Origin of the sequence: Flavobacterium daejeonense DSM 17708, from assembly GCF_000425425.1 — a bacterium.
Lineage (GTDB): Bacteria > Bacteroidota > Bacteroidia > Flavobacteriales > Flavobacteriaceae > Flavobacterium > Flavobacterium daejeonense.
The window spans coordinates 1-14,959 of record NZ_AUDK01000015.1 but is presented as its reverse complement, the minus strand read 5'-3'; the positions used below and the strand labels follow the sequence as shown (position 1 = coordinate 14,959).

The following is a 14,959-nucleotide window of genomic DNA, read 5'->3' as shown; positions in this document are numbered from 1 at the left end:
TTGCAACTATTTTATCAGACGCATTTCTAAATATTTATTAGTAAAACCTAGTTTTTCGTATAATTTTCTCGCTGGATTTTCAGGTTCTACATGCAGGGCTATATTGCCATCCGCTATTGAAATTGCTTTTTCCATCAAACTTTTTCCATAGCCTTTCCCTCGTTGATTGTTATCAACCGCGATGTAAACCAATATATTTTCAGGAATAAAACCTTTCATCCCGGTATTATTCAAAATCACAACCCCTACAATGGCATCATTATCAATTCCTACGATGATATTTCCGCCTTTTTGGGGATTCATTACATAAGCAATACATTTTAATATATCTTCAATCTTATCGCCGTATTGCTCCAAATGTGTATATAAAAATTCGGCAATTATCTGATTAGAATAGATTTTATCTTCTCCAGTTGTTGTATTAATTAACTTGAAATTCATTTTTTAATTGTTTTTTATGATGATACATTGAAATTGTAATAAACAAAATAAGCGAAAGACTTATTCCATAAATATTAGCATCTAAATTTTCTGAAAGCTGTATGCCAAATGGCAACTTATTTTGGGTAAGAATCAGCAAAATGGTAATTCCTCCTCCCAACAGCATACTCCAAAAAGCCGCAATAGAATGACTTTTTTTCCAAAACAAAGCTCCCAAAACAGGTACAAACAATCCTGAAACCATGAACGCATAGGAATACAGCATAAGCTCCAGTACATTTTGCATTTGCGAAGCCAAAAAAATGGCAAATATTCCCACCAATAACGTTACAATTTGTGAGAGCTGTAATTCTCTTTTATGAGTCAATTTGTTTTTAGCAAATTTGCTTATAATATCAGTAACTATATTTCCTGAAGCCGCCATTAAACAACTATCCGCTGTGGAAAGTATGGCCGAAAAATAAGAGGACAACATCAATCCCATTAATCCGACAGGTAAAATAGTAGCCAATAAAACCGGTAATCCCATTTCACTATCCATTGAAGCCGCATCCGTAATTCCGGCAAACATTCCCTGATTGGCCGCAACTTTAGCCAGCATTCCTAAAATAACTCCCATAAAAGCCATTATTGGCCATTCAAAAACACCTGCAATCAACCAGGCTTTCTTAGCTTCTTTTTCCCCTTTACTGGCGTAAATTCGTTGGTACAATGTCATTCCTACAAACCAAATGGGAATTATCGTTACCGACCAATTGATGATTTGATAAACAGAAACATTGGTGAGTGATAAATATTCAGCAGACAAAGAGTTTTTTATAACTTCATATCCACCTACTGCATGATAAGCTACCGGAATTCCTATAAAAACCAAACCGGAAATCAAGACCAACCACTGAATCGTATCGGTATAAATTACCGCTTTTAATCCCCCAATTGAGGTATAAGCCACCGCAATTATTCCCATAACTATCAAAGCCGTTTGAATATCCAAACCTTTAATGGTTGCCGAAGCTAATTTGGCACCGGCCAAAACCTGAGAACTGGTAAATCCTATATAACCAATGGCTGAAATAATACCGGCTAGAAAAGCTACTTTTCCATTATAAAAGTGACTAAAAACCTGAGGAAATGTGAAAAATTTATGTTTATGTCCCAATCGACTAATGGTTGGAATCAAAAAAACAGCACTTAACCAGGCTCCTAAAACTCCGGTAAACAGCATCCATGAACCTGATAATCCCATCGTAAAACCCAAACCTCCCAAACCAATAGAAAATCCGCCTCCAACATCAGTAGCAACCACCGACAAACCAATGTGCCAGGCATTCATACTTCGACCGCTTACATAAAAATCTTCTGCTGTTTCATTTTTTTTAAAAAAATAGAGTCCTACGCCGAGCATTAGCAGCATATAGACAAAAAAAATTGCATAATCAATGATGTGCATTTTCTTTTAATTATTACGATTATTTTAAAGCCCGATAAGGAATTCTTCCAAGAGGCTAAAGATGCAGCTAACTGCAAAAAAGAATTATTTTGTAACAACGATTTCAAGAATTTGAAATCAGAAAAAGGGAAATGAAAAAATGACTTATTTTCCACTATTAAACCCTGAAAAAACAAATAAATATTCGCAAATATATAAAAAAACAGCCAAAAACAGATGTTTTTTTAGCATTACTATTTACACACCTTAATCTTTAAGCTTACTTTTTATCGGATTTGAACAGCTTTTCCAAACATAAAACTTAAAACTTATGCTTTCTTATAACCTCAAAAATACCTTATCAAAAAATACTTTTGTAATAAAAAAATTCTTATTTTTAATCACTATTCAGAATCATTTTATATGCTAATAAAAGTATTTGGAAGTGCCGTTTTTGGAGTAGAAGCCACTACCATCACCGTAGAAGTTAATGTTGATAAAGGTGTCGGATACCATTTAGTTGGTTTGCCTGACAATGCTATTAAAGAAAGTAGTTTTCGCATTGCGGCTGCTTTAAAAAACAATGGTTATATGCTGCCCGGCAAAAAAATCACTATCAATATGGCTCCTGCCGATTTACGCAAAGAAGGTTCTGCTTACGACCTGACACTTGCTTTAGGCATTTTGGTTGCTTCCGGCCAAATAAAAGGAGACAAAATCGACAAATACATTATCATGGGCGAATTATCGCTTGACGGCAGCTTACAACCCATAAAAGGGGCTTTACCTATTGCTATCAAAGCCAAAGCAGAAGGTTTCAAAGGCTTTTTTCTCCCTAAACATAATGTCAAAGAAGCAGCAATAGTTAAAGATTTGGACGTTTACGGAGTAGAAAACGTACAGGAAGTCATTGATTTTTTTGAAGGAAAAGGCAATTTGGAACCTACAAAAATCGATACCAGAGCCGAATTTTACAAAGAATTAGACTTTCCCGAATTTGATTTTTCGGATGTCAAAGGTCAGGAAAGCATTAAAAGATGTATGGAAATTGCCGCAGCAGGCGGTCACAACATTATTCTCATTGGTCCTCCGGGAGCCGGAAAAACCATGCTAGCCAAACGTTTACCAAGCATTCTCCCTCCTATGACCTTACACGAAGCTCTGGAAACTACTAAAATCCATAGCGTTGCCGGAAAACTAAAAGAAGTTGGCTTGATGAATCAGCGTCCTTTTCGAAGTCCGCATCACACCATTTCTAATGTGGCTTTGGTGGGCGGCGGCAGTTATCCGCAACCGGGTGAGATTTCGATGGCTCACAATGGGGTTTTATTTTTAGACGAACTACCTGAATTCAAACGTGATGTGTTGGAAGTCATGCGTCAACCTCTTGAAGACAGAGAAGTTACTATTTCACGCGCCAAATTCACGGTGACTTACCCTTCCTCTTTTATGCTGGTTGCGAGTATGAATCCCAGTCCGAGTGGATTTTTCAATGATCCCAATGCCGCGCAAACCGCTTCGCCTTACGAAATGCAACGTTATCTGAGCAAAATTTCAGGGCCATTATTAGACCGAATCGATATTCATATCGAAGTTACACCTGTCCCATTTGAAAAATTATCCGATAATCAAAAAGCCGAAAACAGCGTGACCATTCGAAAAAGAGTGACTGCTGCCCGCGAAATTCAATCGGTACGATTTGAAAAAATGGATAATATTCATTACAATGCGCAAATGAATACGAAACACATCCGCGAATTTTGCGCCTTAAACGAAGATTCCAAAACCTTATTAAAAAATGCGATGGAACGACTGAATCTTTCCGCCAGAGCCTACGACCGAATTTTGAAAGTTGCCCGAACCATCGCCGACTTAGAAACTTCCCCGGAAGTTGCTGCTGCTCATATTGCCGAAGCCATTCAATATCGAAGTCTGGACAGAGATGGTTGGCTGGGGTAATGTTTTTTAGTTTTTAGCTCAACTTTCGTTCCGCAATCCCGAAAGCTTTCGAGATTGCGATACTTGCTTCTCTAAATATTCTCTTCTTTTTTCGTTTTCCACCATTGTCTTAATTCAATCATTTTTGGTTCGCCAATATTTATAAGTCCTTTTCCTGATTCTAATTTTTTGATTTCAGTTTCCAATTTGTACTTACTGCTTGGTGTACCAACAAAATTACTAATGGATTTATAATCCTTATTTTGAACATTCAAACAAATAGGAAGTTTTACTTGTGAAGCAAAATCAAAGTCTTTTGTTTTGTAGTCTTCAACTCCTTGTGAAAGCATAACGATAATAACACCTTTTGACCTTAATAATCTCAAAAGTTCTTCAAGTGCCTTTCTAGCATTTTTATTTTTTAAGTATATATGTGCTTCATCAATTACAATTACATAACGTAATGGAAAAATATGGTCTTTTGGCTCACAATCATTCGTAGAACTAAAATAAGAGTTGAAATATCTCAATAATAAGAATACAACCAACTGTCTTAAAGTGTCAGACAAAGCTGGTGGAAGATTGAGATATAAACTTTTATCTAAAATGTTTAGATTATTCGGGTCACAGTTAAAGATGTTTGTAGACAAATCACGTATAATTGAATATAAAGTATCTTGCCTAATATTGTTTTCCTCATAGTAGTTTTCTAATTCCTCAAATAATTCTAAAATAGTGGGATAACTACCATTTTTACTGTCTAATAAATCATTAATTAGAGTAATTAATATATTCTCTTGACTCACACCCATTCTAGGAACGAAAGTAGATATCGTATCAACAAAAGCTCTTATGCTAAAAGGTCTTTGTCTTTCGTCAAGATTTATAGATAAAAATGGGTTAAACTCAATACCACCATCATTTACAATATCAACAAACTCACATTTAGTAGCATCTAGAAAAGGCTTCAATTGTTCTGGGTTTCCTTCTCCTTTGTAATCAAAGAAGATAAACTTCAGTTCATTATTAGTGTTTTTAGAAATTTGATATAAAATATCTTTCATTAATTGCGTTTTACCAGAACCAGCCATTCCAGCAATTGCTATATTTCTATTGTCAAACTCTCTTAAATCATTAATTCTTATAACAACATTTTCACCTTCTACTGTTTGGCCTAATTCAAAAGTTAAAAGGTCTTCAAACTCTTTGACATCAATGTTTTTTGAGGAAATGTTTGTTTTAACAACGTTTTTCCTTAAATCCAGTCCGCTTTTAACAACTTTTAAAAGAATATCAATGTGGTCACCTTTAGATATGTTGGCTTTTTCAATTTTACTATTCCAAATTTCTAATCCGTGATTTAGATGAAGCTTAAATAGTTTTATAAATTCATCTTCAAATGTATTTCTGCCATAATGTTGGTCAAGAATAGATTTAAAAATTATTGTATTTGAACCATTCCCTATAACAGTTCCAAAAATTGCTTTATCATCTCTAAATTCTTTACCATCAGAGCTTGGAATAATATCATTTTCAATGTCAAATATTTTCCCTGATAGCAAACTATTGGAAAATGCAATACGAGGGACTATACCGTCATTTTTAAAATTGTATAAGGTTTTTAGCTTATATAATAATTCGTCATTTTCTTTGCTTATTTTAATTCTCATAACCTTGGAAATAACCTGTTTTTAAATTTGTGTTTGCCCCATCATTAAATAATAAATAGGATTTAGAAATATTTGCTGAAATGTCTTTATGCCTTTTAGGCGTAATCTCGCTATTTGTAGAGAATAATACAACTTGTTCAGAAAGAGCAGGATAATATTTTTTAGTGATATTATCTCTATGTTCTTCATCAAGTCTTCCAAGAGGTGTATCTATAAATATTGGTAAACTTTGTATCGATTCGTTTAAGATTGCTTTTATTAAGCACGAAATATAAATTTGTTTTTCACCAGAAGATAAGCTCTCCTTTCTAATTTCATTATCGTCTTGATCCAAAAGAGTTATTTTCATTCCTTGGCCAGATGCTAAAATGGTAACTTTTACATCTTCAATAAACTTGCTACTATTTTCTTCGCTTCCAAGTTTGTGCATTAAAATTTTTAACTCGCTTAAAATTGTTTTTTCAAGACTGTCTTTATGTTTGTTTTTCTGTTCTTCAAGGAATGAATTTAAGACGTCAATGTACTTTTGACTTTCTTTAATCTTAATTTTGTTTTGGGCATTAACATCAACTTTTTTAACTAAAACAGATAACTGTTGGTTTAGTCGTATTATGTCACCTTTAAGTTTGTTTATTTGCTGATTATTCTCTCCAATTTTTCTATTATTTTCTGTGATGTTGTAATCTGCTGTTTCTTTTTTTGATGAATAGTCTAAAATCAATTCATCTTCCATATCAGCATCAACTTTGCTCAACGTTTTGTTTAATTCTGCAAGTTTGATTCTTGTCTTGTTGAATTCTTCAATTGTTGTTTCGAATAAGTCTTTTGATTGAGAACTTACAAGATTAATTGCATCATAGATTAAGCTTTTTTCAGAATTGTTTAAATCGTGTTCAAATTCTAAATCCTGATAATCTCCATTAGAGGCAAACAATTCTGAACCTAAATTTTTGGCCTTATCGTAATAAAAAAGCTTATCCTTGAATGACATAGTAGAATTTTCAGGTTCAGGTGGTTTATTAAAAAGTAGTTCAATAAAATTCTCTATTTTTTCAGAATTTTCTTTTGAGGAATTTTGGGATATTGTGTTTTTCTCTTGAATTTCAAGATGTTCACTTACCTCTTCAAGTTTACCTGTTAAAATTGCTAACGGAATTATCTCGCTTAATTCATTAAATCTTTCAGATAGTTCAGATTCCTTTGCTTTTAACTTTTCTATTTCTGATAAAATTGAATCTCTATCAAATGTTGAATTGCCTTGTTTACTGTGTTGCGATATAAGATTATCATATTGTCTTATGGTTTTCTTTAAATCATCAATCTCTTTAAGTTTTTCGGCATTTTCCTCTTCAAGTTTTTCAATATCAATTTCAGAGAGTTCAATTGCTTTTTCTTTATCTACTATTTGTTCTTGTAAATTTTTAGTTGCTCCTTCTTTTTTTAAGGTATTAATGTAAAACTCTATATCTTCAATTAGAGTGTCGTATGTATCAAGACCTAATATTTTTCCTAATGCATCATTTATAAAACTACCTTCTTCCTTAATAGATAAATTTGCTATTTCAGAGATTTTTTCTGCATCAAAAAACACAAATTTTGCAGCATCTATTGGAATTATATAATCATTGATGAAATTAATTTTATCAGCTTCATCATCAAATATTTCCATATTCGAATTAGTATCTGAAATAGAAAGTGTTTCATTCATACTAGTAACATTAAATGTTCTAGTTATAATAACACTATCAGAGTTTGAATTTAGTTTACTCAATTCTGGTAATTCTATTTCTGAAACTTTAATACTAACCGAAAATGTATCTTTATTTTCTCTTTTTGCTGTCCAATTTATAGACTGTTGCATAAAAGATGAATAGTTTTTTTCTTTTTGGATTTCCTTTTTAAAGTTATCATCAATTTGTGAAATTTTTTCACCATAAAGACACCAAACTATTGATAACAAGAAATTTGTTTTACCATAACCATTTCTACCACCTATAACAACGATATTTTGGTCGGTATCAGTTGTTAAATCAATATTTACAGCATTGTAATATTGTCTAAAATTGTTAATTTTTATGTTTGAGAATTTCATTTTATTGCTTTTTCAATAACATCATTAATTTTTTGCTGATGGTAATTATTTCTTTTCAGCAACTTCTTTGTTTTAACTGAATCCAATAATGTTTCAATAGATTCAAAATTGACTTCCTTATCATTGCAAATCTCTTTGAGTCTTTGATTTTGCAATAGTTTAGCTTCTTTAATTTTCATATTTTATATTTTGAAGAAGTTTAGCAACTTCAATAAATTTATTTTGTTCTTTGCTGTCAAGTTCGTTTTTATCAAATAGCTTTCTCTGTTTGTAAAAGAATTGATATAAATTTTCCTCACCATTTTTATTAGCTGAAGGCAACCTATGATTATTCGTAACAAATGAGATTAATTCTTGATACTTCTCATTTGAGTTCAATCTTTGTCTACCATTAATACTTGGATATTTCGCTAATAAGCTGTTTAGCTTATCCTCTTTATTTTTAGTTAATTTTCCTTTATTTTGCGTACTTTTTTGAACATTAAGCCAACGGTAAAGTTTTATTTCTTTATCAGGCACACCATTTGAAAATGGTAGCCTTTTTTCTATTGAGACAAAATTTTGAAGCATTTCAAACCTTTCTTCCCACGTTTTCTTATCGGTTTTCTGGACTTCCGATATTCTCTTAAAGTCAGATTTGTATTTTTTTATTGTTAATCCTATATGCGAACCTTTAAAAAATATGTACAATCCAGATTCATCAAGTTTTAAATTTTGAAGAATGCTATATTGATTTGATTTTGGACGAAATTTTAAAACGTGTTCTGTTATGTGTGAAATATGTATCGGTACAGAAAATTGCATTAAATATTCTTCAACAATATCTCGTATTGTACCTCCTTTGAAATTGTCCAATTCACTTTCCCATTTTTTCAAACCAAATACACTTTTTCTACCAATTGGCACAAAACCATTTTTCCGTTTCATTGAAACTCTGATTTTTGCTTCTTCTGTGTCATAGTTGGGATGCAGTTCTATTACCTTTTCAAAAATCTCTTTAACCTTTGAAGGTTTTCCTAAATGTTCAAGTGCTTCAAAAGCATATTCGTGTGCTTGTCGAGTAGTGTTTCTTTTGAAATTTATGTTTTCATCTAAATCAAGATAAATTTCAAATTCTTCATTAATTATTTTCTCACAAATTGGAAACAACAAGTCTAGAATATCAATATTGCTGTTTGATAGAAACTTTGATAAATAGCTTTTGAAATTAAAGAAATACGATTCTTCAATTCTATCGCTTAACCTGTTTGAAATATCATTAGTAAAAGAAGTGAAATCAAATTCCGAGGATAATTCTTTTTCTACTAAATAGAAGTTATTCCAATTGTGTCTGTTGCGTGAATTAAAATATTTTGGTTGTAATACATCTTCATAATTCCCAACTACAGAAAAACTATCTTTTAGATATGCTGAAAGTATGTAAGTGATAAATTCTCTAGAAAAATCTGTGTTATTTGATTGGTTGATTTTATCTAAAATATCTGTGTTTATTTCAATATACATTGATTCAACATCTATGCTATATTTTTGAAATAAATCGTCATTGAAATTAGAAATAAAAAGTAGCTTGTTAAATAATTCTTCAAAACAAAGTTTTCTTATTTGTCTTACTCTTTCTCTAGAAAGTTCAACTTGTTCAGCTATCTCATCAAGTGTAAGTTCTTTTTGATTATTGAATAACTTCAACGCTCGCTTAACAATAACTGTTTGAGTTTCATCAAAAAATGCGTTTTGATTTAAGAGAAAGTCTGTAAGTTGAAAAATTGATTCTGACTCTAATATTTCACTAGGAACTAATGGAATATCGAAAGTTCGTTGTATTAAAAATTTATTTTTTAATGCAATTAAATAATTTTCATCTGTTGTTTGGCTTACTTCAAATATGAAATCCTTAATGATTAAAATATAAACTTCTATTTCAGGTACACATTTAGCACCAACATTTTTTATATTTTGAACATTGAAACTTTCGGAAAGCAGTATTTTTTCTATAAAGCTTTTAACCTTTAAGTTGTTTTTTAAATGCAGTGATATTGCATTCTTACTTCTTACTGATAAGCTGTTAGTATTTACATAAATGAAACTATTTATTACTTCCCTTTGAACTCTTGTTAACTCTGAAATTATTGTTTTTAGAGGATTTTCTTTTTTGACTTCAATATCTTTATTTTCAATATAGTCGTCTAGATATTTATTACATATCTCAATGAGTTCTTCATTTGATTTCCTACCGCAATTTCGAAGTTTCTCGAAGGATTTATTTTTGTAATAATACTTCTTTAAATCAGATACAAAGTGTAATTCGTTGTATTTGCAAACGTGATAAGATCTAACACTTATTTCTTCTTTTTTATAGATTTCGTCAATTGTCATTCTTTTTGCAAATCAGTTATTTTTAATAATATCCTAAAAATACAGTTATTTTATTTATTGTTTATTATTATGGTTTTCCTCTTTTCTTTAAATGTTACAAAAAAGCACTTTAGATTTCTTCAGCATTAGCTTTTGTATTAACAAAAAACCAAATATGCCTGCATTAAATACAATTTATTTATACTATTAAACACCTACTATTCATACCTATCCAGGTACATTTGCACTATTTTGTGTAGTCTAATATTTATTTTGCAATATAGCTAAAATATTACAAGTATTTAAAATTATTTTTGTTTTTTAATACTTATAAAAAATACACTTAAAGAGACTCTCTATCGCCGACTTAGAAACTTCCCCGGAAGTTGCTGCTGCTCATATTGCCGAAGCCATTCAATATCGAAGTCTGGACAGAGATGGTTGGCTGGGGTAATGTTTTTTTTATTTGTAGTTTGCGGCTTAAAGTTCTAAACTAATTTGAAGAATGCTTTTTGTTGAATCACCCAAGCTCCGCAAAGTCTCCGACTTTGAGGATGTGATTTTCAGTCTCTGACTGACCTTTAAAAAAATATGAAAGAAAAAGAAGGATACATAATTCGAGATCAATGCAAAGTGCATTTTATAACCGCAACGGTTGTAGACTGGGTTGATGTTTTTTCTAGAAAAACATATAAAGATTGTATAATAGAAAGTTTGGATTTTTGTATAAAAAACAAAGGAATGATTTTGTATGGCTTTGTAATTATGTCTAATCATATTCATTTAATCATTCAGTCAGAAAACAGTAAATTATCCGATTTGATTCGGGATTTCAAGAAGTTTACAGCAAAAACCATTTTGAATAAAATAGAAACAGAGCCAGAAAGTAGAGCCAATTGGATGCTGAAACGTTTTGAATTTGCTTGTAAAAGTCATAATCGAAATGAAAAATATCAGTTTTGGCAGTATGGTAATCATCCCGAAGAAATTTACTCTGAAAAGTTTTTTTGGTCGAAATTGGATTATATCCATTTGAATCCTGTTCGCGCAGGAATTGTTTCCAAAGCTTCTCATTATTTATATTCCAGTGCTTCAAATTATGTTAACAATAATGGAATTATAACAATTACAAAAGTAGATAATCCAGTAATAGACGTTTTGAAACCACAATCAATCAATACAATATACAATTGGTAATGAAGGTCGCAGACCTTTAATCACATCCGCAAAGTCGGAGACTTTGCGGAGCTTGGGTTAGTGGTTTAAAATTCTAAAGTAATTTTCAAAATATTATTTGTACTATCCAAAATTCGGAATCTTTCGTCCTGACGAACTCCCACTACCCAAACAATTTGATTAGCTGACCAAAGAACCCAGCAATTATCTTTTTCAATTAAAGATAATTTTTCGTCTTTAAAAAGTTTGCTCAACTTCTTGGATTTTCCGTTCATTCCAAAAGGTTGAAAAGCATCGCCTTCCTGCCAAGGCTTTAAGGCCAAAGGATATTGCAATTTATCCGCATCAACAAATATTGTGTTTGTCGAAGTATTTTCAATATTATCAGCTTTTTCAAAACGAAGATGTAAAGGAGTATCAATTACACCGCAATCCTTTTCTATCCAGTATTCGGAATTTTCGATCTCTAATTGAAGCGGACTAAGAATCAATTGCCCTCTGTCTTTTAACAAACGGTAATTAGCTGAAAAAACCTGCTTCCCGGACTGACTTTCCACCAAATCATAGATATCTTCCCAGGCAGTAAATCCAAATTCATGCAGCCATTGGTACAAATACGAAGAATAATTAGGCAATTTCAACAATTGTTTCAAATCAAAAACAATTATCTCTCCTTCTTCTTTCGCAACCTGCTGAAAGACCATTATAGCGGCATCTTCAACTAATTCCTGAGATTGTTGAAGGTAAGTCTGTGTTTTTTGAAAGCTTTCCAAAAATTGCGGATTTAATTCTTTTAGCAAAGGGACCATATGATGTCTGATTTTATTTCGCAAATATTTATCCGAAGCATTACTGCTGTCTTCGCGCCATTGAATATGATTTTCTTTAGCGTATTCCAAAATTTCAGCTCTCGAAAAAGACAACAAGGGACGAATAATTTTACCATTTTGAGACGGAATTCCCGTCAAACCCTCTAATCCGGTTCCTCTGCTTAAATTAATTAAAAAAGTTTCAATGCTATCATCGGCATGATGCGCCGTTAAAATATAATCGTAATTCTCAGTTTCTAATAATTCGTAAAACCAATTGTAACGCAATTCCCGTGCAGCAATTTGTGTAGATAGTTTAAAATCATCCGCAAAAGCTTCGGTGTCAAACTGCGTTACAAACAACGGAATTGCATTCGCATCAGCATAATCCTGAACAAAATGCTGATCTCCAAAACTTTCCAATCCACGTAATTGAAAATTACAGTGACACAACGCAATATTACACTTCAATTGATGTAACAAATGAACTAAAACCATGCTGTCAATTCCTCCGCTAACAGCCAAAAGCAAGCGACTTTTTTCCAGAAAAGGAAAATTTTGACGGATATGTTTTTCAAACTTTTCGAACATGAATTATCAATTAAAATTTATTGCAACACTTCAAACATGGCTTTTGCTTTCAACAAGCATTCCTGATATTCTTTTTCCGGAACCGAAAGCGAAGTTATGGCACTTCCTACCGAAAAAGACAAATATTTATTTTCCTGATTATATAAGATACTACGGATAACCACATTAAAATCAAAATCACCTTCAGGAGTAAAATAACCTACGGCTCCGCTGTACAAACCTCTTTTCGTTTCTTCCAGTTCTTCAATAATCTTCATTACTGAAATCTTTGGAGCTCCGGTCATACTTCCCATCGGAAAAGTAAACCTTAAAACATCAACACCAGTGTATTGCGTATCAAGTTTTGAAGTAATAGTTGAAATCATTTGATGCACTTGTAGAAACGAATAAATCCCACATAACTCCGTTACCTGAACAGAGCCTTTTTGAGCCGTATGCGACAAATCATTCCGAACCAAATCAGTTATCATAATGTTTTCAGCACGCTCTTTGGCATTGGTTGCCAATTCGTTTTTAGACTTTTCATCCTCAACAAGATCCAAAAAACGCTTGGCTGTTCCTTTTATCGGCTGCGAAATAAGTGTATCTCCTTCTTTCTTCAAATAGCGTTCGGGTGAAGCCGACAATAAAAACTGTTTGTGATTTTTAAAAAATACTGCAAAAGGCGGTTTGGAAATAACATTCAGTTTTAAAAAAGTATCTAATGGATCTATTTGTGCGTTTTCGGCATAAAATTCCATGCAAAAATTAGCCTCATACAAATCTCCTCTGTGAATATAATCCAGCATTTTACTTACCTTTTGCTTGTAAGCCTCTTCTGAAATACGTTGCTGTATAGGCAAAGTTGTGGCTGTAACTTCAAAATCAGCTGTCAAAGAAATAATTTCCTTCCAGTCTTCTTCAAATTCATCATCACAAAAATGCAAATACCTAATTTCTAATTTATTTCCTTTGGCTAAAAAAAGCTTTTTTGGCTGGTAAAAAAACAAATCCGGAAAATGCAAACCGTCAAAATTCTCAGAAGTTAATGCTTCGGTATCGTTTTTTAAATCATAAGACAAATAGCCAAACAACCAGTCTCTGCTGGATTGTTGGTATTGTTTTAAGTCTTCAAAAGCATTAAAATAATCGGTTTTAATTGAAGTAAAAGCATCCACGGCCAAAATCCAGTCGTAACTGGAATATTCCTGTTGGTATTGATTACTATCCAAAAAAGTCACTTCCCGAAACTGCTGTGACCACAACAAAAGCTGTTTTTTAAGGAATTGTAAGCCTGTTATATCTTTTGTAAAGAATGTTCTCAAAGTAAAATTTTAAAGGGTAAAATTACAATAAATACGCGACTTATTGGGGATTTTACTTTCAGATTTTAACACAGAACAATGACTTTTGGAATTCGAAAATCATAATTACAAACAAAAGTTTTATCATTAAATTTAAAAGCAAATCACCAATAGATTATCAAATTAACATTTCAACAAATAATAATTTCTTAAAAAACACAAAATCAGCTGCATTTTTTGTAAATTTACAATAGAACAGAAAAACAAAAGCCGCTAAAAGTAGTTTGTTCTAACTGCAAATACTGGTTTTTTCTGATTGAAACGGTTATCTAAAGAGAGTTTTTACCAACAATGAAAGTGCCGGACCGCAACCTGATTTTTTTGATTTGCTAACCCATAAAATCTAATATATCATGAAAATTGCAACCCTTATTGTTCGTACGCTCATGGGAGCCATATTTCTTTGTACTTCTATTAGTTATTTTGTACTCTCTAATCCGGAACCAACAACTACAGGAGATTTCAAAGCGTTCCAAATTGGTTTAATCGCTTCAACTTATTTAATGCCTTTAGCAAAATCAGTTGAATTTTTATGTGGCTTGTCATTTATTACCGGAAAATTTACCACTCTGGCCAATATTGTCATTTTTCCCGTAATTATCAATATTCTGTTAATTAATTACTTTTTAACCCCAAACAATCTTCCTATTGGTATTGCTGTTTTTCTAGGGAATCTCTTCCTGATTTATTCGCACTGGCAAAACTACAAAGGATTGTTTAAAATGAATGGTTAGAAAAACAAAACCCGTCCCGAAATAGACTGCACCCAAAAGTTTAGACAAATTAATAATTAATTTTGATAATGATGAGCTCGATATTGTATCGGGCTCATTTTGTTTAAATTTGATTTAATTCTTTGGTTATTATAATAGACAATGTATTGATGAATTTCTTCTTTCAATTGAATTATAGAGTTATATTTTTTAAGGTAAAATAGCTCTGATTTGATTATTCCAAAGAAATTTTCAATAATAGCGTTATCCAAACAATTTCCTTTTCTCGACATGCTTTGTATGATTCCTTTTTGTTTTAATAAAAATTGATATTGTTTCATTTGATATTGCCAACCCTGGTCTGAATGTAAGATTAGATTAGTATTGTTTGGTATTTTTTTAAAT

The 14,959-nt window shown here is 31.8% G+C and carries 12 protein-coding genes; 3 read left to right on the top strand and 9 right to left on the bottom strand.

Going from position 1 to position 14,959, the window contains the following annotated elements; translation table 11 throughout:
• Positions 1 to 6: 6 nt before the first annotated feature.
• Positions 7 to 441, bottom strand: coding sequence for a GNAT family N-acetyltransferase (locus tag H599_RS0111285; protein WP_026714236.1), 435 nt, complete (start codon positions 439 to 441; stop codon positions 7 to 9).
• The gene (locus H599_RS0111280) at positions 422 to 1,891 is read right to left on the bottom strand and encodes a sodium:solute symporter family protein (protein WP_026714235.1); all 1,470 of its coding nucleotides are present in this window, start codon (positions 1,889 to 1,891) and stop codon (positions 422 to 424) included. The genes H599_RS0111285 and H599_RS0111280 overlap by 20 nt, the downstream gene beginning before the upstream one ends.
• 402 nt (positions 1,892 to 2,293) lie before the next feature.
• Here H599_RS0111280 and H599_RS0111270 point away from each other — a divergent pair, with 402 nt between their 5' ends.
• A complete protein-coding gene (locus H599_RS0111270) occupies positions 2,294 to 3,829 on the top strand; it encodes a YifB family Mg chelatase-like AAA ATPase (protein ID WP_026714234.1) in 1,536 nt (511 codons plus the stop codon).
• A 71-nt stretch (positions 3,830 to 3,900) separates the two neighbouring features.
• On the opposite strand, the gene H599_RS0111265 is transcribed toward H599_RS0111270, so the two are convergent.
• Genes H599_RS0111265 through H599_RS0111250 form a run of 4 tightly spaced genes read right to left on the bottom strand, consistent with a single transcriptional unit; the run spans position 3,901 to position 9,943 of the window.
• A complete protein-coding gene (locus H599_RS0111265) occupies positions 3,901 to 5,478 on the bottom strand; it encodes a DndE family protein (RefSeq protein WP_026714233.1) in 1,578 nt (525 codons plus the stop codon).
• Entirely contained in the window at positions 5,468 to 7,570 is a 2,103-nt protein-coding gene (gene dndD / locus H599_RS0111260; RefSeq protein WP_026714232.1) for a DNA sulfur modification protein DndD, read from the bottom strand. Before dndD ends, H599_RS0111265 begins: the two co-directional genes overlap by 11 nt.
• Positions 7,567 to 7,749, bottom strand: coding sequence for a DNA modification system-associated small protein (locus tag H599_RS0111255; protein ID WP_026714231.1), 183 nt, complete (start codon positions 7,747 to 7,749; stop codon positions 7,567 to 7,569). The genes dndD and H599_RS0111255 overlap by 4 nt, the downstream gene beginning before the upstream one ends.
• Complete coding sequence (locus tag H599_RS0111250; protein WP_026714230.1) at positions 7,739 to 9,943, bottom strand: Helicase associated domain protein; 2,205 nt, start codon at positions 9,941 to 9,943, stop codon at positions 7,739 to 7,741. Before H599_RS0111250 ends, H599_RS0111255 begins: the two co-directional genes overlap by 11 nt.
• Positions 9,944 to 10,513: 570 nt before the next feature.
• Between H599_RS0111250 and H599_RS0111245 the strand changes: the two genes are divergently transcribed.
• Positions 10,514 to 11,119 (top strand): REP-associated tyrosine transposase, encoded by a 606-nt coding sequence (locus tag H599_RS0111245; protein WP_026714229.1) that lies wholly within the window; start codon positions 10,514 to 10,516, stop codon positions 11,117 to 11,119.
• 65 nt (positions 11,120 to 11,184) lie between these two features.
• On the opposite strand, the gene tilS is transcribed toward H599_RS0111245, so the two are convergent.
• Together tilS and H599_RS0111235 are read right to left on the bottom strand one after the other, a co-directional pair.
• Positions 11,185 to 12,498 (bottom strand): tRNA lysidine(34) synthetase TilS, encoded by a 1,314-nt coding sequence (gene tilS, locus H599_RS0111240; RefSeq protein WP_026714228.1) that lies wholly within the window; start codon positions 12,496 to 12,498, stop codon positions 11,185 to 11,187.
• A gap of 17 nt (positions 12,499 to 12,515) precedes the next feature.
• A complete protein-coding gene (locus H599_RS0111235; RefSeq protein ID WP_035141494.1) occupies positions 12,516 to 13,802 on the bottom strand; it encodes an anthranilate synthase component I family protein in 1,287 nt (428 codons plus the stop codon).
• A gap of 392 nt (positions 13,803 to 14,194) precedes the next feature.
• Here H599_RS0111235 and H599_RS0111230 point away from each other — a divergent pair, with 392 nt between their 5' ends.
• Positions 14,195 to 14,575 (top strand): DoxX family membrane protein, encoded by a 381-nt coding sequence (locus tag H599_RS0111230; RefSeq protein ID WP_026714226.1) that lies wholly within the window; start codon positions 14,195 to 14,197, stop codon positions 14,573 to 14,575.
• A gap of 56 nt (positions 14,576 to 14,631) precedes the next feature.
• Here the strand turns inward: H599_RS0111230 and H599_RS0111225 are convergent.
• Positions 14,632 to 14,959: IS3 family transposase (locus H599_RS0111225; protein WP_026714225.1), on the bottom strand; the 328-nt coding region annotated here is incomplete at its 5' end.